Annotated in this window: 15 protein-coding genes; 6 read left to right on the top strand and 9 right to left on the bottom strand. The window is 73.2% G+C overall.

Annotated elements, in window-relative coordinates; all coding sequences use genetic code 11:
* Window positions 1-181: 181 nt before the first annotated feature.
* On the top strand, window positions 182-2,068 hold the full coding sequence (locus ABZT47_RS07140; RefSeq protein ID WP_354837153.1) for a trypsin-like peptidase domain-containing protein: 1,887 nt from the start codon (window positions 182-184) through the stop codon (window positions 2,066-2,068).
* Between the two features lie 74 nt (window positions 2,069-2,142).
* On the opposite strand, the gene ABZT47_RS07135 is transcribed toward ABZT47_RS07140, so the two are convergent.
* Both ABZT47_RS07135 and ABZT47_RS07130 read right to left on the bottom strand, forming a co-directional pair.
* The gene (locus ABZT47_RS07135) at window positions 2,143-2,451 is read right to left on the bottom strand and encodes a MiAMP1 family antimicrobial peptide (RefSeq protein WP_354837151.1); all 309 of its coding nucleotides are present in this window, start codon (window positions 2,449-2,451) and stop codon (window positions 2,143-2,145) included.
* A gap of 194 nt (window positions 2,452-2,645) precedes the next feature.
* A complete protein-coding gene (locus ABZT47_RS07130; RefSeq protein WP_354837149.1) occupies window positions 2,646-3,491 on the bottom strand; it encodes a hypothetical protein in 846 nt (281 codons plus the stop codon).
* Window positions 3,492-3,677: 186 nt separating this feature from the next.
* On the opposite strand from ABZT47_RS07130, the gene ABZT47_RS07125 reads away from it, so the two are divergent.
* On the top strand, window positions 3,678-3,806 hold the full coding sequence (locus ABZT47_RS07125) for a hypothetical protein (protein ID WP_354837147.1): 129 nt from the start codon (window positions 3,678-3,680) through the stop codon (window positions 3,804-3,806).
* A gap of 48 nt (window positions 3,807-3,854) precedes the next feature.
* Here the strand turns inward: ABZT47_RS07125 and ABZT47_RS07120 are convergent, their stop codons facing one another.
* The 5 genes from ABZT47_RS07120 to ABZT47_RS07100 all read right to left on the bottom strand — a co-directional run bounded on the left by ABZT47_RS07120 (window position 3,855) and on the right by ABZT47_RS07100 (window position 19,156).
* Window positions 3,855-4,466, bottom strand: coding sequence for a hypothetical protein (locus tag ABZT47_RS07120; RefSeq protein WP_354837145.1), 612 nt, complete (start codon window positions 4,464-4,466; stop codon window positions 3,855-3,857).
* A 163-nt stretch (window positions 4,467-4,629) separates the two neighbouring features.
* The gene (locus tag ABZT47_RS07115) at window positions 4,630-6,027 is read right to left on the bottom strand and encodes a condensation domain-containing protein (protein ID WP_354837143.1); all 1,398 of its coding nucleotides are present in this window, start codon (window positions 6,025-6,027) and stop codon (window positions 4,630-4,632) included.
* Between the two features lie 67 nt (window positions 6,028-6,094).
* A complete protein-coding gene (locus tag ABZT47_RS07110) occupies window positions 6,095-6,280 on the bottom strand; it encodes an MbtH family NRPS accessory protein (protein ID WP_354837141.1) in 186 nt (61 codons plus the stop codon).
* Between the two features lies 1 nt (window position 6,281).
* The gene (locus ABZT47_RS07105) at window positions 6,282-12,320 is read right to left on the bottom strand and encodes an MFS transporter (RefSeq protein ID WP_354837139.1); all 6,039 of its coding nucleotides are present in this window, start codon (window positions 12,318-12,320) and stop codon (window positions 6,282-6,284) included.
* Window positions 12,317-19,156, bottom strand: coding sequence for an amino acid adenylation domain-containing protein (locus ABZT47_RS07100; RefSeq protein ID WP_354837137.1), 6,840 nt, complete (start codon window positions 19,154-19,156; stop codon window positions 12,317-12,319). Before ABZT47_RS07100 ends, ABZT47_RS07105 begins: the two co-directional genes overlap by 4 nt.
* Window positions 19,157-19,525: 369 nt before the next feature.
* Here ABZT47_RS07100 and ABZT47_RS07095 point away from each other — a divergent pair, with 369 nt between their 5' ends.
* Window positions 19,526-19,804: a hypothetical protein gene (locus tag ABZT47_RS07095; RefSeq protein ID WP_354837135.1), complete on the top strand. Its 279-nt coding sequence runs from the start codon at window positions 19,526-19,528 to the stop codon at window positions 19,802-19,804.
* Between the two features lie 112 nt (window positions 19,805-19,916).
* Here the strand turns inward: ABZT47_RS07095 and ABZT47_RS07090 are convergent, their stop codons facing one another.
* Complete coding sequence (locus tag ABZT47_RS07090; RefSeq protein WP_354837133.1) at window positions 19,917-20,417, bottom strand: hypothetical protein; 501 nt, start codon at window positions 20,415-20,417, stop codon at window positions 19,917-19,919.
* Between the two features lie 432 nt (window positions 20,418-20,849).
* Here ABZT47_RS07090 and ABZT47_RS07085 point away from each other — a divergent pair, with 432 nt between their 5' ends.
* The 3 genes from ABZT47_RS07085 to ABZT47_RS07075 all read left to right on the top strand — a co-directional run bounded on the left by ABZT47_RS07085 (window position 20,850) and on the right by ABZT47_RS07075 (window position 22,689).
* Window positions 20,850-20,981 (top strand): hypothetical protein, encoded by a 132-nt coding sequence (locus ABZT47_RS07085; protein WP_354837131.1) that lies wholly within the window; start codon window positions 20,850-20,852, stop codon window positions 20,979-20,981.
* Between the two features lie 177 nt (window positions 20,982-21,158).
* Window positions 21,159-21,818 (top strand): hypothetical protein, encoded by a 660-nt coding sequence (locus ABZT47_RS07080; protein WP_354837129.1) that lies wholly within the window; start codon window positions 21,159-21,161, stop codon window positions 21,816-21,818.
* Window positions 21,819-21,858: 40 nt separating this feature from the next.
* Complete coding sequence (locus tag ABZT47_RS07075) at window positions 21,859-22,689, top strand: phosphoribosylaminoimidazolesuccinocarboxamide synthase (protein ID WP_354837127.1); 831 nt, start codon at window positions 21,859-21,861, stop codon at window positions 22,687-22,689.
* On the opposite strand, the gene ABZT47_RS07070 is transcribed toward ABZT47_RS07075, so the two are convergent.
* Window positions 22,670-24,850, bottom strand: a complete 2,181-nt coding sequence (locus ABZT47_RS07070; RefSeq protein WP_354837125.1) for a DEAD/DEAH box helicase — start codon at window positions 24,848-24,850, stop codon at window positions 22,670-22,672. The two genes, ABZT47_RS07075 and ABZT47_RS07070, sit on opposite strands and share 20 nt — an antisense overlap.
* Window positions 24,851-24,857: the final 7 nt, after the last annotated feature.

Genomic DNA, 24,857 nt, shown 5'->3' with positions numbered 1-24,857 from the left:
GCGGGAAAAGGGGTTAGAGCACGCCCGCGCCGCCGCCGAACGGTATCGCCGGAGCACTGCCGTACGAGACGAAGTCCACCGCCGGCAGGAGCAGGGTGACGCTTTCCCCGATTCACCGGAGTCGCTCGCGGCCCGCGCCGCCCGCCTCATCCAGCGTCAAGGGGTGCCGGTGGAGGCGGTCATGGAGGCCACGCGGGCCGCGTCCCTGGACCGGCCCTCCATGCACGAACGCATCCTGGGCGTGGCCAAGGACCTGCAGGCATGGAGTTTCCTTCCGCGCGGAGCCCGTGCCGCGCGAACCGTCGGGAGGATCTCGGTCGGCGAGAACGGCCGAGAGCTGCCGATCGGCACCGGCTTCCTGGTCTCGCCGCGGCTCCTGCTGACCAACCATCACGTGTTCCCCCGGGCCGAGGCCGCACGGCAGGCCTTCGTGGAGTTCGACGCCCAGGTCAGCGTCGACAACATCCCTGAACCGGCCAAGCGGTTCACTCTGGACCCCGACACCCTCTTCGTCGCCGACCACGACCTCGACTACGCCCTGGTCCTGGTGAACCCTGACGCGTCCGGTCGGCCGGTGGGGGAGATGTTCGGCTGGAACAGGCTCAGTGTCCAGCTCGGCAAGCTGGTTCTCGGCGAACCGGTCAACATCGTGGGTCACCCCGGCGGCCGGCTGAAGGAGATCTCCATCCGCGAGAACAGCCTGGAGGTCCGGCTCGAGGCTTTCCTGCAGTACCAGACCGACACCGAGCCCGGCAGCTCCGGCTCCCCTGTCTACAACGACCAGTGGGAGGTCACGGCGTTGCACCATGGCGGGGTGCCCAGGACCGACGACCAGGGCCGCATATTGCGGCGAGACGGCCAGGTCTGGCAGCCCGGTGACGGTGACGACGCTGTCGACTGGATCTCCAATGAGGGCGTCCGCATCAGCGCCATCCTCAAGCATCTGGCCTCGCTGCCGCTCGATGACGCGCACGGGAGGTTCCTGGCGGAGATGGGCCCGGAGTCGGGGTTCGGTGACGGCGCCGCCCCTCGGCCGGCCACCACGGAGCCGTCGCCGGCGTCGACGTCGGCCGCCGCGCCTTCGGTCGACGGCCCGATCGGCGAGACCGCTCCTCGTCCCGGGCCGTCTCCGGCGGGCGCGGCTCGCGCCGGCCTGCCCGCCCGTGCCACCGCGTTCGGAGGCGCCCTCCACCTCGTCTTCATACACGGCCGCAGCCAGCAAGGACGCGACCCGGAGCGCCTGCGCCGATATTGGACCGCCGGATTGAACTGCGGTCTCACCCGCGCCGGACTGCCCACCATCGACCCGGCCGACGTCTGCTTCCCCTTCTACGGGGACCGGCTCGCCGAGGCCCTGCGGCCGCTCAGGACCGCCCCGCACTCGCTGGAGGAGCTCGTCGCCGATCCGGTCACGGCGACCGCTCCGAACTCCGGCACCGCGCGGACGCTGTACGAACGGCTGATCGTCGATGCCGCGACCCGCGCCGGCATGCCTGCCGCCGCGGGGCCGGTCCCTGAGGAAGGGGTGACCGACGCCGTCCATCAAGGCCTGAGCTGGCTGGCCGCCGTCACCGATCTGGACCGGCTGGCCATCGCCGCGATCTTCGCAGACGTCGCCGCCTACCTCGACGACCAGCGGGTCAGGGAGACGGTCCTGGACTGCGTGTCGCAGACGATGCCGCAGAGCGGCCGGGTGCTCCTGGTCGGCCACAGCCTGGGCACGGTCGTCGCGGTGGACCTGCTCACCCGCCTCGATGCGAGAGCGGACGTCGAGCTGCTCGTCACCCTCGGCAGCCCGCTCGGCATGGACGGCGTTCACCGCCGACTGCTCATCGGCGGGCCCGAACGCCTCGATCGGGTGGTCCGCTGGTTCAACGCCTGGTGCCCGACCGACCCCGTCACCATCGGCTGCCCGCTCGGTGACGATTGGCACGGAGAGCCGGTCGAGATCTCCGTCACCAATCCGGCCGGGCGGGTGCACGACGTCGAGGAGTACCTCACCCATCCTGAGGTCGCGCACGAGATCGGCGGCGTGCTCACCGGCCGCACCCAGGTCGCGGCCGGTTGAGCACACCTTCGCCAGGCGGTCGCCTGTCGCCTTCCGAGGGTCAGGTGACCGTCTGTCGCCTTCCATCCCATGGGTCAGCACACGATGAAGATGCTCTTCCAGCCGACGGGCGTCCGCTGCTCGGCGTTGCGGTTGGACGCCAGCTCGAAGTGCATCACACCCTGCGTGTCGGGCTGGTTGTACATCCGACCGCTCTGGCCGTCGCCGTACCACTTGTACGACCCGTGGAAGGGGATGTTGGACGGGCCGCACCGGTCGATGACCACCGACCGGCCGGTGAAGCCGGGTCCCTCGTAGGCCACGTACTGCGAGGCGTAGGCGGCGCCGGCCATGACCGCGACCATGGCGGCGGACATGACGGGGACGAGGGCGATTCGCTTCACGATGTTCCTCCCGATGATCTCAGTTGTTTACCGGGAGTATGCATACCGTCGCAGCTTGTAGTCGAAACATGCCGCGCAGCGGAGAAAGGAATGAGGATGAGGGACCTCGGCCGAGGCCGCCCGCAACGCCCTGACCTGGACGGAGGCCGCGGTCCAGCGGCGGCGGTACCGGCACGGCAATACCGGCAATACGGTTATGGCTTTCTCGGGACGACTCCATGGGTGCGACGAACCCGGCCCAATGCGGCCAGAATGCGACTTCCGTCATGGTCCGGCGGGGCGGCGGCGCCGGGTTCACCCGATGGCACTATCTCGGGGGCGATGATGGTGCGCAGGAGTTCACCACTGATCGCGGCACGCTGGTCGGGTTCCAGATCTTTCATCTCGTTGATGAGCCGTTCGACCGCGAGGTAGCGGGAGAACCTCACAGGCTGGTCGAAGTAGGTGTGCAGGTGGCTGGCCGCATTCTCCTGCGAGCGTAGGAAGGTCCGCCCTATGAAGGCCGCGAGCGCTGCCGATATCGCCCCGAGCGCGGCGGCCGTACCTGCCGCATGCGGGTTCCGCACTGCGAGCCCGACGGCGAACACCAGCACCAAGAACCCGATCAGCATGGCCACCTCGGCGTTTCGAAAGCTTCGCTGCGCGTGGTTGCTGGCGAGTTTGTGGTAGAAGGTCATCCGCGACTGGGTCGCCGTCCACAGCGGCGACAGTTCCAGATGCCCTTCGCGCAAGGCCGCGTCCGCGATACGGACCTCCTCCCGCGCCTGCTCCGTCTCCTGGATCTTTTCCTGCCTCCGCCGCGACATGAAATTCGCCGCTATGGCCGCAAGAGCGAGCAGAGACGCCCACAGGAAGATCTTCACGCCGAGCTTTGTGTTCGTCGGCATGACCATGTCCGCGAAGGCCATTGACAGCACGAAGATCCATAATCCCACGACAAGTGGCATGGCCCGATCCAGCTGCGCACGGAAAGAGTCGACAGGTCGGTGGGCCGCCTGCCGGCCGACGCGGGAAGATGCGTACGTTCTTTCACCGTCCATGCCATCAAGGTAACAAAAGTGATCGGGGATACGTGAAGCACAAGGCTTTGAACGATCCGGTAGACCTTTGTTTGATGCGACTTTGCCCATGACCGCGCCGCGCCGGAACGGTCGGACCTCCGAATCGGGGTCAGGTTTTGCCGGACGCCTTGACGGGCATCACGCACGAATATGGAGGTGAACACCATGGGAAGAAATCTGGACTTCTTCACATCGGAATCGCTGGACAGAAGAAGCCAGGAGCTGACCGACGCCGAACGCGAGCGGCTGGAAGAACTGGTTCGCGGCGCGGCACCCCAGAACGCAGGAGAATGAACCGCACGGGTTGACGGCGGCCGTTCACCCACTTCCACCGCGTGACGCTCAGCCGCAGACACCGGGGAGGGCGCAGACCTTGGTGGCCATCGCTCTCGCCTGGCCGGCGAGCCGCCTCTCCAGGGAGGCCGGGTCTTCGGGGACCTGGTCGGAGGTGTAGAGGAAGACGGCGGCGCCCCGGCGGGTGACGATCCACAGGCGGCCGGGTTCGCGCCGGCGCGTGCCGTCCCGCATGAAGTACCGTCCGACCATCATGGCCTCGTCTCCGAGGCGTAACAGCCGGCCCGCGTAGTCCACCTTGGAGCTCGCCGGGGAGCCCTTCCGGGGGCACGTTCTCACCTCGCTCCGCAGCTCGCGGAACGCGTCGTGCGCGGACACGGCGGTCCGGTACAGCACGAGCTGTTCGCTCTCGTAGCCAGGGCCGCTGTTCAGATGGGTGATGGTGCGCATGGCGACACGGCCGTCGTAGGAGGTCCGCCTGGCCTCGCAGGGGTTGAGCTCCAACCGCCAGGAGGTGCTGTCGCTGACCTTCCACCAATCCTCCTGCGTCGCCCCGGACGGGCGCGTCGCGCTCGCCCGGGACTCGGTCAGCAGGAACCCCTTGGGGATCGCCGTCGCCTCGGCCCCGGCCAGGCCGCACCCCGCCAGCAACGACAACACCAACGGCACCGTCATCATCACCCGTCTGGTCACATGCCATGAGACGCCCGCGACCGGCTGGGAGTTCACCGGGAGCGGGCTCCCGGGCTCTGATCGCCGGTTCCGGCCCCGTACCGCGGCTCGCGTTCGTCGCAGGGGGTGAACGGTCGCGTACGGTGAGCGATCATCGGCTGCCGGCGGTCGCGTCCCGCGAGCACAGGCGCGGGACGGCGGTCATGGGGACGTCCTCGGTGAGGCTGCGGAGCAGCAGGGCCTCGATGCCGAGCAGCATCGTCCTCGCGGTCTCCCGTGGCAGGTAGGCGGTGTCGATGATGAGGCTGAGCTGGCCGGTGCCGGCCGCCGTCCCCACGGTGAAGAAGACCTTGAACCGGACGCCCGGCCAGGCGTTGGTGACGTAGGTGCGGGTCTTGCCGGCCAGGGGGGACAGGTCCTCCTCCAGGGCGGCTTTCGGCAGCGATGGCCAGGTGCCGATGCCCCGGCGGTCGTTGAAGAACGCGTCCAGGTCGGGTTCCCTGCCCCGGCGCCGGCCGACCTCCTCGCGCATGGCCTGCATCGCGAACGGGTCGTACCGCGCGTTCCGGTAGGCGCCCTGCGCGGTGGCGTGCGCGGCCCGGCAGGCGGTGGTGAAGTCGGTCGAGGGCAGGTCGAGGACGAACAGGGCGTCCTGGCCGACGGTGCCGACCATGGTGCGGGTGCGGGCGTCGCGGCGGTTGCTGTGGACGAGCTGCATGACCGCCCTCGGGCGCCCGCTGACCACCGCCAGGACGGTCGCGCAGGCCGCGAGCAGGACGCTGGTCGTGCTGACCGTCCAGCGGGCGGCCAGCCTCATGGCCGCGGCGGCGAGCGCGACCGACTCCATGCCGACCTCGATGAACCTCGGATCCTCCGGCTCGCGGGGGTCGTGGTCGAACACCTCCAGGGGCACCTCTTCGAGGATCGAGCGCCAGTACTCGATCGACCTGCGGGAGTGGGCCTGCCAGGACTCCTCGCTCTCCAGACCGGCCTGGTCCATCGGCTGCCAGCCCGCCGGCGGCAGGTCCTCGCCCTTGAGCAGCGCCTTCCACTCCTCGGTCAGCAGGCTCAGAGCCTGGTAGTCGACCGCGAGGTGCGAGAAACTGAACGCCAGCGCGAACGGGCGGCCGTCCTTGAGCACGGCCGCGCAGCGCAGCGGCGGTTCCTCGCCGTGCGCGAACGCGGTGGCGCTCATCTCCGTGCCGAGGCGCTCGGCCACCCGCAGCCCGCGCTCCGCGCCCGCCTCGACCAGGTCGACGACCAGCTCGCCGTCGCGCGCCACCCGCTGCACCGGGCCGTCCGGCGTGGCGGCGAAGGTGGTGCGCAGGCTCTCGTGGCGTCCGAGCAGCACGCGCAGCGTGGCCAGCACGGCGTCCAGGTCGCGTCTGCCGTAGACCGGGAGCACCCAGGGACAGTTGAGGTAGGACTGGCTGTCGCCCATCAGGTGGACGGCCCGCCACATCAGCCGCTGTCCCCAGGTCAGCGCCGCCTCGCCGCCCCGCTCGCCGTGGAACGGCACCGTCACCGACCCGGTCACCGCCCCGCTCACGCCCCCGGTCACCGTGGCCGTCCCGCCGGACGGTTTCGGCGGGCGAGGAGGCCGGCCGCTGCGGCCGTCACGCCGCGCCGTCCTCGCGGAGTCGCGCGCTGCGCGGGCGCATGTCGGTCCAGATCTCTTCGATGTGGCTCAGGCACTCCTCCTTGCCGCCGGTGAAGCCCTCGGCCCGCCACCCGGCGGGGAGCTCCTGGTCGAGGGGCCACAGCGAGTACTGGTCCTCGTCGTTGACGACCACCTGGTGCATGTCACGCCTCCGTCGTTTCGGTACGGGTAGGGGTGGAGCCTCGCAGCGCCTGGACGCCGACCAGGTCGTCGGCCACGGCGTCGGGGACCTCCTGGTCGAAGCGGGCCAGTGCGGGGACGCGGGTCGCGACCAGCACGATCAGCACGATGACGGCGCCGAACAGGACGTACATGAGCCCGATGCCGCGGCCGGGGCCGGTGCCGAGGAGCGCCCCGACGGTGGGGGCCAGCGCGCCGCCGCGGGCGAGCAGCGGGTCGAGCACCGCCGCGGCGTACGGGGCGACGAGCCCGAAGCCGATGGGCAGGGTGGACCACGCGATGAGCGTGTTCATGGCGAACACCCGGCCGTGGAACCGCTGCGGCACCTTGACCTGCACGATGGTCGTGTAGATGCCGTTGAGCAGAGTGATCCAGAGCGTCATGCCGCACACCCCGACCGCGATCACGGTCAGATCGGCGCGCAGGCCGGTGACCAGGCAGAAGCAGCCGAGGATCAGCGTGCACAGCAGCACCCCGCGCAGCCGCATGCGGCGCGGGCCGCCCCAGACGATCATGATGAGCGCCCCGGCGAACGTCCCCACCCCGGCGAGGAACGCGATGCGCCCGACGTCGGCGAGGCCGGCGAAGGACAGCACGAGCGGCGAGAACATCAGCAGGAGCGGCGAGAGGAACACGTTCAGCACAACGAAGAACAGCAGCATCGCCACGAACCCGCGGTGCCCGAGGGAGTAGCGCAGCCCGCCCAGGATCTCCGCCTTGATCGACTCGCGGCGCCGCCAGGGCATCGTGGCGGGGAAGCGGACGGCCAGCAGCGTGACGATCGCGACCGCGTAACTGGCGACGTCCAGGACCAGGATGCCGCCGAGCCCGATCCCGGCGAGCAGGCCCACCGCGAAGATCGGCACCAGGAGCTGCGCCGTGCCGTTGCCCAGTTGCATGATCCCGACGGCGTGCCCGAGGTAGTGCTTGGGCACGAGCTGCGGCACCGCCGACATGTAGGCGATGCGCTGGAAGGTGAGGGCGACCGACAGGCAGCCCAGCAGCGGATAGATCAACCCCACCGACAGGTGGCCGGTCCACAGCAGGACGCCGAACGCGAGCTGGATGGAGAAGGCGGCCACGTCGCCGGCCAGCATCACCCGGCGCCGGCTGGCCCGGTCGACGATCGCGCCCGCGACGGGCGCGGTGAGCAGCCCCGGCACCAGGCCGACGACGGCCATCAGGGCGAACATCGCCACCGACCCGGTCGTGGTGTAGACCCACAGGGGGACCGCGAACTCGGTCAGCGCCGACCCGACGACGGAGGTCAGCTGGCTGAGCGCGACGGCCAGGAAACGCGGGATGCTGGGCCGCACGCCGCCGGAGGTCACCGGCGTGTCCGAGCGGGACGTGTCGTGCAGCCACCAGGTGGCCTCGGGCTCCCGCGCGCGCCCGTCCCCAGGTTGGGGTTCGGCCAAAGCCCGGTGGGACGTGGTGTCGTCTCCCGGCCCCGGTTCGGCGGGGGCGTGGTGGGGTGCGGTGACGCCGGGTTCGGCCAGACCCGGGGCGGTGACGTCCAGTCCGGGAGTGGTGAGGGTCTGGTGGGTGGTGGTGACGATCTCGGCCAGTTCCTCGGCGCGGTACTTGAGGAAGAAGTGACCGGCCTCGGCGAGGACGACGACGGCCGTGGCCGGGGTCAGGAAGTGCCACTCGCGGAAGCGTTCCTGGTAGTAGTCCGTCGCCGGGTCCTCGGTCCCCACGACGCTGATCACCGGGGCGCGCAGCCGGTCGGCGCCGCCCTCCAGCAGGCGGGAGTAGTAGTCCTCGGCCTCGCGCGAGTCCCGGCGCATGTTGCGGACGATCCGCCGGGCCTGCGCCGGGTCGATGTCGCCCATCTCCAGGCCCATCGAGATCAGCCAGTTGACGTACCGCTGGTCGCCGCGCAGCCGCTCCGCCTCGGCCAGCCGCGAGATGCGCGACAGCAGCGCCCCGCGCGGCCGGGCGAAGGGGAAGATGCCGCCGATGTAGACCGCGACGAGGTCGCGTCCCGCCGCCTCCAGCCGCCGGGAGAGCTCGACGGTGAGGGCCGAGCCGACACCGCAGTGCCCGTACAGGATGACCGGGCCCTCGACCTTGTCCAGGATCTCGCGGACGCACGCCTCGGCGAGGTCGTCGAACGGCAGCGTGCCCTCATCCACCCCCACGTCGTGGCCGGGGATCGCCACCGACCACAGTGCGTGCCCGTCGGGCAGGGCGTCGGCGAGGGGCTGGTACACCACCGCGCTGCCGCCCCCGTACGGCACGCACACGTAGCTGACCACCGGCGTGGTGCTGCCGGCGGCGGTCAGCCGGTGCAGCAGCTCGCGGGGCCCGCGCCGTTCGGCGGGGACGTCGGCGAGCGCCGCCAGCTCGCGGACGGTGGGGTGCTTGAAGACGTCCATCACGCCGACCTGGCCGTCGACGCGGCCGCGCAGCCGGGCCACGACCTGGATGGCGAGCAGGGAGTGCCCGCCGAGGTCGAAGAAGTCGTCGTCGAGCCCGACGGTCTCCACGCCGAGGAGTTCGGACCAGATCTCGGCGATCGCCAGCTCGGTGGGCGTGACGGGCGGGGCGAACTCGACCGCGGCGTCGCGCCCGGCGACCGGCGCGGGCAGGGCCCGTCGGTCCAGCTTGCCGTTGGGGCTGAGTGGAAGGGCCGCGAGGCCGACGTAGCCGCTGGGCACCATGTAGTCGGGCAGCGTCTTCTTCAGCTCCGCCCGGACGGCGGAGACGTCGGCGCCGTCCGGCACCAGGTAGGCCACCAAGCGGTCCTCGCGGACGATCACGGCGGCGTCCCGCACGTCGGGCAGCGCCCGCAACGCCGCCTCGATCTCGCCGAGCTCGATGCGCAGGCCGCGCAGCTTGACCTGGGTGTCCAGGCGGCCGAGGAACTCCAGCGCCCCGTCGGGCCGGCGCCGGACCAGGTCGCCGGTGCGGTAGAGCCGCGACCCCGGCGGCCCGAACGGGTCGGGGACGAAGCGGTCGGCGGTGAGCGCGGGCCGGTTCAGGTAGCCCCGGGCGAGGCCCGCGCCGCCGATGTGGAGCTCGCCGGGCACCCCGATCGGCGCCGGGTCCATGGACTCGCCGAGGACGTACAGGGCGGTGTTGGCGATGGGAGTGCCGATCGGCACTCTGGCCAGGCCGGACAGGGCCGCGGGCCGGCAGTGCCAGGCGGACACGTCGACGGCCGCCTCGGTCGGCCCGTACAGGTTGTGCAGCTCGGCCGAGGGCAGCGCGCCGACGCAGCGGCGGGCCAGGTCGGCCGGGAGCTCCTCGCCCGAGCAGATCACCCGGCGCAGCGACCCGCAGCCCGCCGCGCCGGTCATGCCCGCCATGCCCGTCATGCTCTTCGCGCCGGCCATGCTCTTCGCGCCGGACATGCTCGCCGCGCGCGCCATGTCGGCCGCGCCGGCCGCGCCTGCGTCGCCCGCCTCGCCGAGGAACACCGCCAGCATCGAGGGCACGAAGTGGGCGGTGGTCACCCCCTCGGTGACGATCAGCTTGCGCAGGTACGCCGGGTCCTTGTGGCCACCGGGGGTGGCGAGCACCATGCGCGCGCCCTGGCGCAGCGGCCAGAACAGCTCCCACACCGACACGTCGAAGCTCAGCGGGGTCTTCTGGGCGACGATGTCGCAGGCGTCGAGACCGAAGCGTTCCTGCATCCAGTCGAGGCGGTTGGCGATGCCGCCGTGGGTGTTGGGCACGCCCTTGGGCCGTCCCGTGGAGCCGGAGGTGTAGATGACGTAGGCGACGTCGCCGGGGCGCACCTCCGGCAGCGGTCCGGAGGCACCCGTCCAGGCGTCCGGGTCCAGGACGTCGTCCAGGTCGAGGACGCGCGCCGTCGTGTCCGGGAGCGTGGGCCGGATCCGCCGCTGGGTGAGCAGCACGGCGGGAGCGGCGTCCGCCAGCATGAACGACACCCGGTCCGCCGGGTGGTCGGGGTCGACCGGCAGGTAGGCCGCGCCCGCCTTGAGCACGCCGAGCAGGGCGGGAAGCAGTTCCAGCGACCGCTCGGCGCAGACGGCGACCACCGAGCCCACGCCCACCCCGAGGCCGCGCAGCGTGTGCGCGACGCGGGTGGCGGCCGCGTCCAGTTCCCGGTACGACAGCGAACGCCCCTCGAACCGGACCGCGACCGCGTCCGGCGTGCTCGCCGCCCGTGCCGCGATCGGCCCGTGCAGCGTCGCGTCGCCGGGGTACTCCGTGGCGGTGTCGTTCCAGCCGTCGACGACCAGGCGCCGCTCGTCCTCGGTGAGCAGGTCGACGCGCGACAGGGGGAGCTCGGGCCGGGCGGCCACCCGCTCCAGCAGGGTCCGCAGGTGTCCGGCCAGCCGCTCGACCGTGGCCGCCTCGAACAGGTCGGTGTTGTAGACCAGCAGCCCCGACAGGCCCCCCTCGGAGTCGTCGGCGAGGTACAGCTCCAGGTCGTAGCGGGTCGCCCAAGCGTCCACCGGGAAGTCGGCCACGCTCAGCCCGCCGGGCGGCCGCACCGCCCCGGTGCGGTAGTTCTGCATGGCGAAGATGACCCCGAACAGCGGCGAACGGGACACGTCGCGGGGCAGGTCGAGTTCGGCGACGAGCTGCTCGAACGGCAGGTCCTGGTGGGCGAAGGCGTCCACGGACATGTCCCGGACCCGGTCGAGCAGCTCGCCGAAGCTCGGGTCGCCCGACAGGTCCACCCGCATCGTCAGCATGTTGACGAAGCAGCCGATCACCCCGTCCAGCTCCGGCAGCCGGCGCCCGGCGACCGGGGAGCCGACGGCCACGTCGGTGGCGCCCGCGTACCGGCCGAGCAGCGCGCCGAGCGCGGCGAGCACGGTCATGTACGGCGTGGCCCGGTGCTCGCGGCCCAGCCGTGCCAGCGTCCCGGTCAGCTCGGCGCCGAGCGGGAAGGCGTGCGCGGCGCCGGCGTAGGTGCGCTCGGGCGGACGGGGAAGGTCGGTCGGCAGGTCGAGCGGTTCCAGCCCGGCCAGCCGCTCCCGCCAGAACGCGAGCTCGCGCCGCGGCGGTTCCAGGCTCCGCTGCCAGGCCGCGTAGTCGCCGTACCCCACCTCGGGCGCCGCAGGTACCGTGCCTTCGTACCGGGCGAAGACCTCGCCCACCAGCAGTTCGGCCGACCAGCCGTCGGCGGCGATGTGGTGCACGCCGATCACCAGCACGTGGTCGTCCTCGGCCAGCCTGACCAGCAGCGCCCGCGCCACCGGGCCGGTGGCCAGGTCGAACGGCACCGAAAGGAACTCCTCGGCCAGGGCCTTCGCGGCGGCCTCGCCGGGAGCGTCGCGCACGGTCAGCGGCAGGGTGGCGGCGTCGTCGGTCACCGCCTCCGGGCGGCCGTCCCAGGTCGCCGGGTAGCGCGTGCGCAGCACGTCGTGCCCGGCCGCGACGCCCGCCAGCGCGGCGGCCAGCCGATCCGGGTCCAGCGACCCGCGCAGCCGGAGCCTGAGCGGGATGGTGAGCTGGGTGGTGCCGGGCGCGAACTGCTCCAGGAACCACAGTCGCTCCTGGGCGTGCGACAGCACGGGCGGCTCCCCGGTGGTACGCGCCGGGATGGTCCGCCGCGGCGCCGCCGCCGCCCCTTTGCGCAACCGCCGCGCCAGCAACTCCCGCTTGGTCGCCGACAGCCCGTCCCGGCCACCGGTCGGCACGTCTTGGCCGGCCGGCGGCGTGTTCCCGCCGGCGGGCGATGCGTCCTCGTTCGCCGATGGCCCGCCCCGACCGGAGAGCGGTTCGTCCTGGCCGGAGAGCGGTTCGTCCTGGCCGGCGGCCAGTCCGTCCCGGGCGGTGGGCGGCTGGTTCTGGTCGGCCGCCGGCCCATTCCGGCCGGCGGACGGGCGGTCGTCGTGCGTCGACAGCCCCTCTTGGCCGGCGGGCGGTTCGTCTAGGGTCGTGGGCGGCTGGTTCTGGCTTGCCGGCCGTCCGTTCCGGTCGTCGGGCGGTTCGCCGCCCGTCGGCAGCCCGTCGTGGACTGTGGGCTCGTCCTCGGTGGCCGGCCGTTCGCCGGCGCCGGTGCGCGTGCCGCTCAATGGAGGACCTCCGTGTCCAGCAGGCGGGCGGCTTCGGCTTCCGACAGACCGGAGAGCTGCTCGACCAGCAGGTTCTCCACCGCCTCCGCCAGCCCGGCGACGGTCGGCCGGTCGAACACCGTGCGGATCGGCACCTCGAGGTCGACGGCGTCGCGCAGCAGGGCCGCCACCCTGATCACCAGCAGCGAGTGGCCGCCCAGGGCGAAGAAGTCGTCGAACGCGCCGACGACCTCCAGGCCGAGCACCTCCGCCCACACCCCGGCGACCAGGACCTCCGCGTCGGTACGGGGAGCCACGAACGCGACGGCGGGTGCCGGCGCGGGCGCCGGCAGCGCCGCCAGGTCCACCTTGCCGGTGACCGTGAGCGGCAGCGCGTCCATCGCCACCCACGCCGTGGGCACCAGGTGCGGCGGCAGGGTGGCCGACAGCAGCCGTCGCAGATCGTCCGGGTCGGCGGTACCGGTCACGTACGCCACCAGCCGGTCGCCGTCGGCGACCACCGCCGCCTGGCGCACCAGCGGGTCGGCCAGCAGGGCCGCCTCGACCTCTCCCGGCTCCACCCGGAAGCCGCGCACCTTGGCCTGCCCGTCGAAACGGCCGAGGAACTCAAGGGTCCCGTCCGGCCGCCACCGCGCCCGGTCGCCGGTCCGGTACAGCCGGGAACCCGGCGGGCCGTACGGATCGGGGACGAACCGGTCCGCGGTCAGCGCCGGACGGCCGAGGTAACCGCGCGCCAGCCCGGCCCCGCCGAGATACAGCTCGCCTGGGACGCCCGGCGGCACCGGCTCGCCGTGCGGGCCGAGGACGTGCGCGGTCGCGCCGGCGATGGGCCGGCCGATGGACGGACGCCGGCCGGCGTCGGCGGCGCCGAGCGCGGCGGCCGTGGCGATGACGGTCGCCTCCGTCGGCCCGTAGGTGTTGACCAGGCGGACCCGGTCGCCGAAGCGGTCCCGCCAGCGGGCGACGGCGGCGGCGTGCGCCTGCTCGCCACCGATGATCACCAGGCGCAGCCGCTCCGGCCAGGTCAGGTCGTCGAGCGCCTCGGTGAGCCGGTGCCAGTAGGCCGTCGGCAGGTCCAGCACGGTGACGTCCCGGCCGGCGGGGGTGCGCAGCACGTCCGGCAGGGTGGCGGCGCCGTCGGGCAGCAGCAGCACCGACGCCCCCGCCGTCAGCGCCGGGTACAGCTCCTCGGCGTGGGCGTCGAAGCTGAGCGAGGCGAACTGGACGACCCGGTCGCCGGGGCCGAGGTCGTAGGCCTCCCGCATCCAGCGCACGCGTCCGGCCAGGGCGCCGTGCTCGACCAGCACGCCCTTGGGACGGCCGGTCGATCCCGAGGTGTAGATCACATAAGCCGGGTCCCCCGGCTCGACGGCCCGCCACGCGTCGTCACCAGATTCGGCGGCCGACCGCGTGGGGTCACCGGGCTCGGCCGTCAGCCGCGTGTCGCCGCCGGGCTCGGTCGTCCGCCGCGTGGGGTCGCCCGGTTCGGCGGCCGGTCGTGTGTCGTCGCAGAGCCGGGTCGTCCGCCGCGTGTCGCCGCCGGTGTCCGGCTCGGACGGGGCGGTGAGCAAGGGAGTGCCCGGTGGCAGGCGGTGGGCGAGCGCTTCGGCGGTGACGACCAGGCGGGCGCCGCTGTCGCCGACCAGGAACGCCAGGCGCTCGTCCGGGTACTCCGGATCGAGCGGCAGGTAGGCGGCCCCGGCCCGCCACACGGCGAGCAGCGCGACCAGCGCCTCGACCGAGCGGCCGAGGCAGACGCCGACGACCGCGCCCGGGACCACCCCGCGCCGCCGCAGGGCCGCGGCCAGCCGCGCCGTCCTCGCGTCGAGTTCGCCATAGCCCACCTGCTGGTCTCCGCAGAGCAGCGCCGTGGCGTCGGGCGTCGCGGCGGCCATCCGCGCGAACAGCGCCGGGACCGTCTCCACGGCGGTGGCCTCCACGGCCGAGGTGGATCGCACGGCCGAAGTGGTTTCCACGGTCGCGCCGGTTTCTACGGCCGCGGTGGCTTCCACGGTGGTCGCGGTGCCGTCGGAGGTGCCGTCGGGGGAGTCGTCGGTCGTACGGCCCGCGGCGGCCTCCCGGGAGACCTGGGCCGTAGGCGCGGTGCGGGTCGTGGGGACGTCGGATAGCTCGTCTCCGCCCGTGCGGCTCGCGGCGAGGAGGGTCTCGTCGGTGGGGGTCAGCATCGGCAGGCGGGAGATCGGGGTGGCGGGGGCGTCGGCGATGCCGCGCAGGAGGGTGGCGAACCGCTCGGCGAGAGCTTCGACGGTCGCCGCCTGGAAGAGGGTGGCGTCGTAGCCCAGCACGGCCAGCAGGCCCTCGCCCTGACGCCACGTCTCCAGGGCCAGGTCGAACTTGGCCTGCCGGTACCCGCCGTCGAACAGCTCCACCCGCAGGTCGCCGACGCGCTCGGGCGGGGCGCCGTCACCGGCCTGGCTGTGCAGGATGATCATGGTGGACAGGAGCGGGTTGTGGTGGACGTCCCGCGGCACGCCCAGCTCTCCGACCAGCCGCTCGAACGGCACCGTGCGGTGCGCGTGCGCCTCCAGCACCGTGCGGCGGGTGGCGTCGAGCAGATCGGCGAAGGCCGGGTCCCCGGCGAGATCGCCGCGCAGCACCAGGGTGTCGGTGAGGTAGCCGACGACCGGTTCGAACTCCACCCGGTCGCGGACCGCCCAGGGCGTGCCGACCAGGATGTCGTCCTGTCCACTGTGCCGGGCCAGCAGCACCTGGTAGGCGGCGGCCAGCACCATGAACAGGGACGCGCCGTGCTCCTGCGCGAGCCGTTCCAGCCGGGCGACGACCTGCTCGGGGATCGGGAACGGGTGGAAGGCCCCCTCGGGCCGCCGTCCCCGGGGCAGGTCGGTGGGCAGTTCGAGCGCCGGCGGCGCGGCGAGCTTGCGCCGCCAGTACTCCAGCGCCTCGTCGGCGGCCGGTCCGGCTTCCTGTTCCCGCTGCCACAGGGCGATGTCGCCGTACTGGACCGGCAGCGCGGCCAGCCTCGGCTCGCGCCCCTCCGCCCGGGCCTGGTAGAGCGCGAACAGGTCGTCGAGCATGATCCCAAGGGACCATCCGTCGGTGATGATGTGGTGCAGCACGAAGCAGAGCACGTGGTCGTCCGGGCCCAGGGCCAGCAGGCTGACCCGCAGCGGCGGCGACCCGGCCAGGTCGAAGGGCGCATTGGTGCGCGCGGCGACCAGGCTCCGGGCGCGGTCCTCGGCGTCGGCGAACGAGGTGAGGTCGAGCCGTTCGACCGGAACCGGGCCGGGCGGGTGGACGACCGTCACCGGCTCGCCGTCGGCGCCGCCGTCGGAGAAGGAGGTCCGCAGGCTCTCGTGCCGTGCCACCACCGCGTCCAGGGCGGCGTCGAGCGCGCCGGCGTCGAGCGCGCCGCGCATCCGCAGCACCAGGTACATGTTGTACGAGGCATCCTCGGGATCGAAGCGCTGCAGGAACCACAGCCGCTGTTGCGCCGGCGACATCGGCGGCTGGACTCCGGCCGGGCGGGGCCGCACTCCTGCGGGCTCGGGCGCCTCCTCTTGCGGGCCCCCGGCCTCCTCGCGCAGGCTCGCGATCTCCTCGGCGACCCCGATGACGGTGGGGTCGTCGAAGAAGGCGTCGAGCGACATCTCCACCCCGAGGCGTTCCCTGATCCGCGCGGTGATCTGGGTGATGGTGATGGAGTGCCCGCCGAGGTCGAACAGGTCGTCCTCGTCGCCGATGTCGTCGAGCTCCAGCACCTCCCGCCAGATCCGCCGGACCTCCTCGACCAGCCCGGCGTCCCCGTCCTCGCCCAGCACTGCGAGACCGGCCTCGCTCGGGGTGCCACGGTGGACGTCATCGGAGGTCGCCGCCGGTTCGGGCAGGGCCGCGCGGTCGAGCTTGCCGACAGGGTTCAGCGGCAGGGCGTCCAGCATGACGTACGCGGCGGGCAGCATCGGCCGGGGGAGCGTCCGGCTCAGGTGGGCGGTCAGCGCCCCGGGTTCGGGGGACGCGCCCGCCACGGGCACGACGTACGCGACCAGCCGTGCCTCGCCGGCGTGCGTGCCGGCACTTGAGCCCGCGCCCGTGCCCCTGCCCGTGCTCGCGTCCGAGCTCGCGCCCGCGTCCGCGCCCTTGCTCGTGCCCGCGTCTGTGGCTACGTCCGTGCGCGCGTCCGTGCCCGTGAGCAGTACGACGGCCTCGGCGACCTGCGGGTGGTCGAGCAGGCGGGCCTCTATCTCGCCGAGCTCTATGCGGTGGCCGAGCAGCTTGACCTGGCCGTCCTGGCGGCCGAGGAACTCGATCTCGCCGTCCGGCCGGTGGCGGGCGAGGTCGCCGGTCCGGTACAGCCGCGACCCCGGCGGTCCGAAGGGGTCGGGGACGAACCGCTCCGCCGTGCGGCCCGGTCGGCCCCGGTAGCCGCGCGCCACTCCGGCGCCGCCGATGCACAGTTCACCGGCCACGCCCGTGGGCACCGGACGCAGCGTCTCGTCCAGCAGGTACACCTGGGTGTTGGCGATCGGCCGTCCGATCGTGACGACCTCGGCCTCGCGGGACCTCTCGGCCTCGAGAGATCCCCCGACCTCGCGGGACCCCACGGCCGTGCCGGGCTCGCCGGTACCGGCAGCAGGGGGCTGACCGGCCCGGCCGGGTTCGCCGAGGGTGCTCCAGATGGTGGTCTCGGTCGGGCCGTACACGTTGAAGACGCGACCGAAGCGGGCCCGCAGCTCTCCCGCGAGCCGGGGTGGCAGCGCCTCCCCGCCGGTGAGCGCGGTCGCCCCTGAGATGCCACCGGGCAGCAGCAGCCGCCACACCGACGGGGTGGCCTGCACGTACGTGACGCCCTGCTCGGCGACCAGGCGGGCCAGCGCCTCCGGGCGGCGTACGGCGCCGGGAGCGGCGACGACGACCGTGCCTCCGGTGACCAGCGGCAGGTAGAGCTCCAGGGCGCTGATGTCGAACGCGGGCGAGGTGAGCGCGAGCCAGCGGTCGCCGGGCCCCGAGCCGAGCCGGTCGCGCATCGAGAGCAGCAGGTTCGCCAGGTTGCCGTGCTCGACCTCGACGCCCTTCGGGCGGCCGGTCGACCCCGAGGTGTAGATGACGTAGGCGAGCTCTCCGGGTGAGGGCGGAGTCTGCTCGTCCCCTCCGGCGGGGTCCGCGTCCTGTTCCTCGTCGTCGACGAGAAGGACCGGCCCCGGCAGGGCGCAGGGCACGGCGGTGTCCGACAGCACCAGCCGCGGCCGGGCGTCCTCCACGATCATGGCGAGCCGTTCCGCCGGATGGTCGGGGTCCAGCGGCAGGTACGCGGCGCCCGCCTTGTGCACGGCGAGCAGCGCGGCCGGCAGCGTGTCCGAGCGCGGCAGGCACACCGCGACGAGGTCGCCGCGGCGCACCCCGGCCCGCCGCAGGCGCCGCGCGATCCGGCCGGCCGCCGCCTCCAGCCCGGCGAAGGTCAGCGAGCGGTCGCCGAAGGTCACCGCCACCGCGCCGGGGCGAGCCCGTACCTGCTCGGCGAACAGGTCGTGCAGCGTCGCCGCGCCGTAGTCCGCCGCAGTGGCGTTCCACTCGGTGACCAGCCGCGACCGCTCGGCCGGGGAGACGACCTCAAGATCGGCGAGGCGGACCTCGGGGTCGGCGGCGGCGTGGCCGAGCAGCGCGCGCAGGCCGTCGCGGAACCGCTCGGCGGCGCCGCGGTCCAGGGCCGCGGGGTCGAACCTCAGGCAGGTGGCCAGACCGTCGGGGCCGTCCACGAACTGCAGGTGCAGGGCGTTGCGCACGCCCCCGCCGAACATCGTCCAGTCGGCCGACACCGCGAGACCGGGGAACTCCGGCTCGGCGTCCCGCCTGCGGTAGCTGATCGACACCGGTGCCACGGCGGCGCGCGACGCGTGGCCGAGCGCCCGGGTGAGCGGCACCTCCCGGTGCGCGTACAGCTCGCGCAGCCCGGCACGGACCTCCCGGACGAACGCGTCGAAGCTCTGCCCGGGCTCCGGGCGTGCGGTGACGGGCAGTTCGTTGACGAACGGCCCGATGTGGTCGCGGGCCGCGGGCCCGCGCGTCGTGACGTCGATCATGACGGCCGGGTTGTCGGCGCCGTACCTGAACAGCAGCGCCTGCACGGCGGCGACGAGCGTCTCGAAGACCGTCGCGCCGGCCGTCCGCGCCACCTCGGCGGCGCGGCGGCGTAACTCGTCGTCGGCGCCGCCGCCGATCTGCTCACCGGGCCCGTAGCGGCTCGCCGTGCGCCGCTGCCCGGGCAGCGCGAGGTCGGCGGGCTCGCTCCAGCGTTCCGACCAGAACGCGCGGGCCGCGGGCAGCGCGGCCGAGACCCGGTCCTGCTCGTCGCGGGCCGCGTCGGCGAAGGACAACGGGTGCCGGGGCGCGGTCGCCTCGGCGTAGTACCGGGCCAGGTCGCGGACCAGGATGTCCTTGGACATGCCATCGAAGACCAGGTGGTGGGCGACGAACAGCAGCAGGTGCCGCCGTGGGCCCGCGGGGGCCAGGACGAACCTGGCCGGCGGGCCCTTCTCGAGGTCGAAGGCGCGGGCGGTCTCCTCGGCGATGAGCCGGTCGAGGGCCGCGGGCGAGGGATCGGGCAGTTCGACCACGGTGACCGGCGGCTCCGCGGCCTCGGCCAGGTGGAGCCCGTCACCGTCCTGCACGACGGTGGTGGCGAGCACAGGATGCCGGGCCACCACACCGGCGCACGCCGACAGCAGCGCGGACACGTCGAGGTCGCCGTCGAACCACAGGGCGAGCGGCATGTGGTACGCCGGACCGGCGCCCCGCCGCGCGCCGATCCAGATGCCCTGCTGGGCGGGCGAAGCCGGACTTCTCTGCTCTCGGTGGGTCATATGCGTTCTCTCCGGTCCATACGCGTGAGTCGCCGGGGTGCCCGCAGGCCACCACCCGCCGCGTCGCTCCGAAACATTTTTCCCCCAGCACCGCTATTTCGGCCCACCGCACCCCGCAGATGGGCATAGAAGTACCAGTTCATCCGGTTTTAGGGATCGCCAGAACTCCTGGTATCGGCAGAATAGGCACACAGGCCGGGAAGAAACAGAGAAAAATCGAAAGTTGTGAACCGAAACTTTTCGGACTACTTGACGCGGTCGGACGGCCACCTTCGGTGCGGCCGATGCTCCGCCACCAGAGGGTCGGTAAGGGTTGACCCTGCCCCTGGGGAAGGGGCCGACCATACGAGCGGAACGCGCCTGCAGACGGTGCGGGCCGCCCCGGCCACCTGGGCGTCGCGGGCGTGCGGAAGCCGGAAAGGACCCTACGACGCCGCGTTCGACCGGTCCCCGCAGGACTCGCGCCTCGACGCGCTGGCCGCCCGTGCCCGGAGGTGGCTCGCCGCCCGGCGCGGCGGGCTGGAGGCCGAGCAACGGCCGGTCCAGGCGGAGGAGTTGCTGCGGTTGGTCCAGACATCCGCCGGTACCTCGTCGCCGGCCTGGGACCGGTTCGCCGAGATCGCCGCGCGACTGGACACCGGCTCGTGATCCGCGAGCCGCCGTGCTAGGACGCATCCGGTGGCATCCGGTCGCGGCCGGCGCGGCCGACGCAGTCACGGCGGGTATGGCGGGTATGGCGGGTATGGCGGGCGTGGCGGGCTCAGTCGCGGCCGGGGCGCGGCGTCCTTCTCCGCCGGGAGGAGAGCCGGAGGACGGCGGCTCCGGCGACCACGGCGGCCACGCCGCCCGCCGCCGCGATGCCCAGGGCCCGGGTGTCGGCACCGGTGAAGGGGAGGTCGCCGCGCCGTGCGGGCGCGGGGGCGGGTGCCGGAGCAGGAGCGGGGGCAGGGACGCCGCCCCGAGCTCGCCCGTGTGTCGCCGCCGATTCTTCGGCGCGCCTCGACCGAGGCCCGGCGCCGCCGTTCTCGCCGATCTCGGTCGAGGTCGGATCGGACCCGTCGATCGTCGCGACGTCCATGCCCGAGGTGTCCCAGGCCCGGTCGTACCCGTACGCCTGGCGGTCGTCGGACTCACCGGCCGTCGGTGTCCCGGCGCCGGTGTCCTCGGGTTCGCCGGTGGGCGCCCCGCCCCCGCCGGGCCCGCCCCCGCCGGGCCCGGGCACGGTGGGCCGGGGAGTCGGCACGCCGCTGGGCGGCAGCACGCGCACCTCGACCGAGCCCGGGACGTACTCCGCCCTGCCGGGGCTCTCCCGGTGCGGCCCGCTCCGGCCGTCACCGTCCGACGCGGCCGGAGGTGCGGCCGGAGGTGCGGCCAGAGGCGGAGCCGGAGGTGCGGCCGGAGACGGGGATGGAGACGGGGATGGAGCCGTCGCGGACGCCGCCATAGGCACGGACAGGACGAACATGACCGCCATCTCGAACCCGATCGCGGTTGACGCGAGCCGACCACCCATGATTTCCCCCGATTATCACCATTAATTCGTTCATTGGCTACAGATGCACCATGTACGCCCTATCTTGCTTTTCCCGATTTTCCCGGAATATCACGTGACTACGTCGATGGTGCCGCATCCGGTAAACGGCATATATCCGATTTGAGCCGTAATGGATGACCGAGTTCGTCACCGGAGGTAGTGGTCGCCGTCAAGAACAGCGCGTCCGCCCCGGCGGAGGATGCCATCACCACCAACCACCGCATCATCGTGCCGTTCGTCCGGCCCGACGCCTGCAGCGGAATCCTGGATCACGTCGCGACCACTTTGTGATGCCCACGGGGCGTCACAAAGCGCGACGGCGACCCGGGCCGCACTTGGTTAAAGACTGCCTGCCGCCCGCGCGGCGCGGACGCCGAATTCCCGCCGGGCGCCGTTATCGTGCGAGTCGCAGCCCGCATCCGGAAAACCGGCGCCGAAGCGGCTTTCGCGATCGAAGGGTAGTGGCCGATGGAACCTCCGGCCGTCCATGGACGGGAAACCACCGCCTCCGCCATCCGAGGGCGGATGGCCGGCGCCCGCATCGGCGTGGCCGTCGCGCTCGCCCTGCTGCCGCAGGGGACCGCGGCGGCCCACGCCGCAACCCCGCACCCCGCCAAGCCGAAGAAGGACTACGCGCTGCGCATCGGCATCGACAACGGGCTCGCCGGCGTGGGGCCGGGCGACCGCGTGACGTACACGATCAAGGTGACCAACACCGGGAACGCCGACACTCCACCCCTGCTGCTCACCCAGACCCTGATCCCCGGCGTCCGGCTCATCTCCTCGGCTCCCAAGGGCAAGGTGACCGGCGGCCGCGTCACCTGGAGCGGGAAGGTGCCGGCCGGCGGGACCGGCCGGTACAGCGCCACCGTCCAGGTCGGCGCGCTGCCCGCGGGCACCCAGCGGCTCGCCGCGGTCGCCTGCGCCACCACCAAGGGGAGCAGACGGCCGATCGTCTGCGCCGCCGACTCCGACCGGCTGCCCGCGCCGGCGGCCGGCGGCCGTCCGGGGTCCTCCACGGCCCTGTGGTACGGCGCGGGGGGCGCCGCGGCCGCGCTGGCGGCACTGATGGGCGTCCTGCTGCGGCGGGTGGCCCTGCGGCGCAGGGAGCGGACGGCCCGGCGGTAGCCTTGAGCCGTCCGCAGGTGAGACCGCAGCAGGGGGCAGGGTGAAGCTTCTCCACTCAGGGAAGGTCCGCGACGTCTACGAGGACCGCGGGGACATCATCCTCGTCGCCTCCGACCGCGTCTCGGTGTACGACGTGATCCTGCCGACCCTCATCCCCGACAAGGGCAAGATCCTCACGCGGCTGTCGCTGTGGTGGTTCGACCAGCTCGCCGACATCGTGCCCAACCACGTCATCTCGGCGACCGACGTGCCCGAGGAGTTCGCCGGCCGCGCGGTGCGCTGCCGCAGGCTCGACATGGTGCAGGTCGAGTGCATCGCGCGCGGCTACCTGGCCGGGCTCGGCCTGCAGGAGTACCGCGCGCGGGGCTCGGTGTCCGGCGTGGCGCTGCCGCCGGGGCTCCTTGAGGGCTCCAAGCTGCCCGAGCCGGTCTTCACCCCCACCACCAAGGCGCAGCTCGGCGCGCACGACGAGTTCATCACCTTCGACGACGTGGTCGTCCAGGAAGGCGCCGAGGCCGCGGAGGAACTGCGCCGCCTCACCCTTGAGATCTACCGGCGCGGCGCCGAGCTCGCCGCCGCGCGGGGCGTCGTCATCGCCGACACCAAGCTGGAGTTCGGCCGGGCCGCCGACGGCACGCTCGTGCTGGCCGACGAGGTGCTCACCTCCGACTCCTCGCGCTTCTGGCCGGCCGACAGGTGGGAGCCCGGCCGCCCGCAGTACGCCTTCGACAAGCAGCTCGTCCGCGACTGGGCCACCGGCACCGGGTGGGACAAGAAGGAGCCCGCCCCCGAGCTGCCCGGCGAGATCGTCGAGCTCACCCGCGCCCGCTACATCGAGGCCTACGAGCGCATCACCGGCACGTCCTGGTGACCCGCCCCGGCTCCTCCGGGGGAGAAGCCTCGGGGGGCAGGGCGAGCCGTTGCTGTTCCTCCTCCACGATCCGGCGCGCCAGCGTCTGCTCCGAGATGTCGACCGCGTCGGGCGTGGACTCGGCCAGGTCGCTGCGCCGGGCGTAGGCGTCGAAGATCTTCGTCTTGCCGCGGAGGATGTCCAGCATCCGCTGGTCGACGCTGTCGGCGGTCAGCAGGCGGTGCGCCTGCACCTTGCGGGTCTGGCCCATGCGGTGCGCCCGGCCGACCGCCTGGCTCTCCATCGTGGGCTTGACCTGCGGCTCGCAGATGATGACGACGGAGGCCGCCTGCAGGTTCAGCCCGAGGCCGCCGGCCTGGATCTGACCGAGCAGCACGGCGTGCCCGCGCGCGGCGGTGAACGCGTCGACGGCCCGCTGCCGGGCGGCGGCCGGCAGGTCGCCGGTGATCGGCCCGTGCGCGCGGCCGTCCAGCGCTCGGTGCACGGCGGCCACGACGTCGCGGAAGTAGGAGAACACCACCACCTTCAGCCCGTTGCCCGCGGCCTCCTCCACCAGCTCCAGCAGCCGCTGGAGCTTGGCCGAGGACTCCGGAACGGCGTAGGCCGCGCGGCGCATCGCCATGAAGTTCCCCTCGGCCACGGCGGCCCGGTAGGCGGCCAGGTCGGCGGGGCTGAACTCCTCCCACTCGTCCACCATGACCAGGTCGGGCAGCTCGGTGAGGACGTCTTCCTGGTTGCGGCGCAGGTAGATGGGCGCCACCGCCCTGCGGAAGGACTGCGGGCCCGCCGCCGCGTCGCCGCCCCGCACGGCGGGCACCATGTCGGGCCGCAGGTGGCCGACCAGACTGCGGAACTCCTCCAGGCGGTTCTCCATCGGCGTCCCGGTCAAGAACAGCACGCGGTCGGTGCGGGCGCACCACTCGGCCACCGCCTGCGAGCGGCGTGCCGCCGGGTTCTTGACGTAGTGCGCCTCGTCCACCACCAGCATGCCCACGCCGACCTCCGCGGGGATCGGCAACCGGTGCAGCGAGTCGATGGTGGTCACCGCGACGCCGCCGGTGCGGGTCCACTCGGCGACGGCCGCGCCCCGGTCGGGGCCGTGCAGGCGGTAGGCCTTCAGCGTGCTGCGCGACTCGACCTCGCGCGTCCAGTTGATCAGGACGCTGGCCGGGCAGGCGACCAGGAAGTGCCGGTCCCCGCGCGCGCTGAGGTGGGCGATGGCCGCGATGGCCTGGACCGTCTTGCCCAGCCCCATCTCGTCCCCCAGGATCACCCTGCGCTGGGCGAGGGCGAAGCGCGCGCCGAACGCCTGGTAGCCGCGCAGGGACACCCTGCGGTGGGCGTCGTCCAGCTCCTGGGCCCGCACGCGCGCCGAGACGGCGTCGGGCAGGAAGCCCTCGGCGGCCACGCGGTCGGGCTCCAGGGCGGCGACCTCGGCCAGCAGGTTGTAGTACTCCGGCGGCCGCAGCTCGAAGTCGGCCCACGCCTCGATGTCGGACGCCTGGGGGCGCAGCAGGTCCACCGAGGCCTGGGCGAGCAGCAGCCGCGCCCCGGACGCGTCGGCCTCGGAGAGCAGGCGGGCCACCTCGGCGACCGCCTCCCGCGCCTGCCTGCGGCCGTCCCGGCCCGCGACCAGCATCCGCAGCCGGCCGCGCGCGGGCCGCGCCGCCGGCAGCGGCGCGGCCAGCCCGTCCTGGACCGTCCTGGCCGCGCGGACCGCCCGCGGCAGGTCGGGACCGGCGCCGACCAGCCGGTGCAGAGCGACCAGCAGCGCCGTGGTCTCGGCGTCGTCGCGCCGGTCCACGTCGACGCGCACGGCCACCGCCTCCTCGGCCGCCCTGGCGATCTGCGCGGCGGCGGCGCGCACCTGCGCCGCGGTGCGCGCGCCGATGCCGGGGAGCAGCTGCAACGCGTACGGGGTGGCGTCCAGGACGTCCAGCACCGTCGTGTACCCGGCCTGTTCGAGCGTGCCGAGCCGCAGCCGGCCCTCGGTGACGTCCTTCAGCCGCGCCACCGGGATCGCGGCCAGGTCGGCCCGCGCCGAGCGGGCACGCAGCGACGACAGCGCCCGCTGGACCTCGGCCCGCGCCGCGGCCTCGTCGGCGCTCAGCGCCCGCGCGGCGGCGAGCAGACGCTCGGCGTCGGCGAGGAGCTCCCTCACCTCCTGG

Origin of the sequence: Sphaerisporangium sp. NPDC005289 (genome assembly GCF_040607455.1) — a bacterium.
In the GTDB taxonomy this organism is placed as follows: Bacteria; Actinomycetota; Actinomycetes; order Streptosporangiales; family Streptosporangiaceae; genus Sphaerisporangium; species Sphaerisporangium rhizosphaerae.
Note: the sequence above shows the minus strand (reverse complement) of the source record. Positions and strands in the feature narration are given on the sequence as shown.

Excerpts from the sequence above, each read along its gene's own strand:
- ABZT47_RS07140 (WP_354837153.1), top strand. The coding sequence starts at position 182 with ATGGAGGCCACGCGGGCCGCGTCCCTGGACCGGCCCTCCATGCACGAA.
- ABZT47_RS07130 (WP_354837149.1), bottom strand. The coding sequence starts at position 3,491 with ATGGACGGTGAAAGAACGTACGCATCTTCCCGCGTCGGCCGGCAGGCG.
- ABZT47_RS07125 (WP_354837147.1), top strand. The coding sequence starts at position 3,678 with ATGGGAAGAAATCTGGACTTCTTCACATCGGAATCGCTGGACAGAAGA.
- ABZT47_RS07110 (WP_354837141.1), bottom strand. The coding sequence starts at position 6,280 with ATGCACCAGGTGGTCGTCAACGACGAGGACCAGTACTCGCTGTGGCCC.
- ABZT47_RS07100 (WP_354837137.1), bottom strand. The coding sequence starts at position 19,156 with ATGACCCACCGAGAGCAGAGAAGTCCGGCTTCGCCCGCCCAGCAGGGC.
- ABZT47_RS07080 (WP_354837129.1), top strand. The coding sequence starts at position 21,159 with ATGGAACCTCCGGCCGTCCATGGACGGGAAACCACCGCCTCCGCCATC.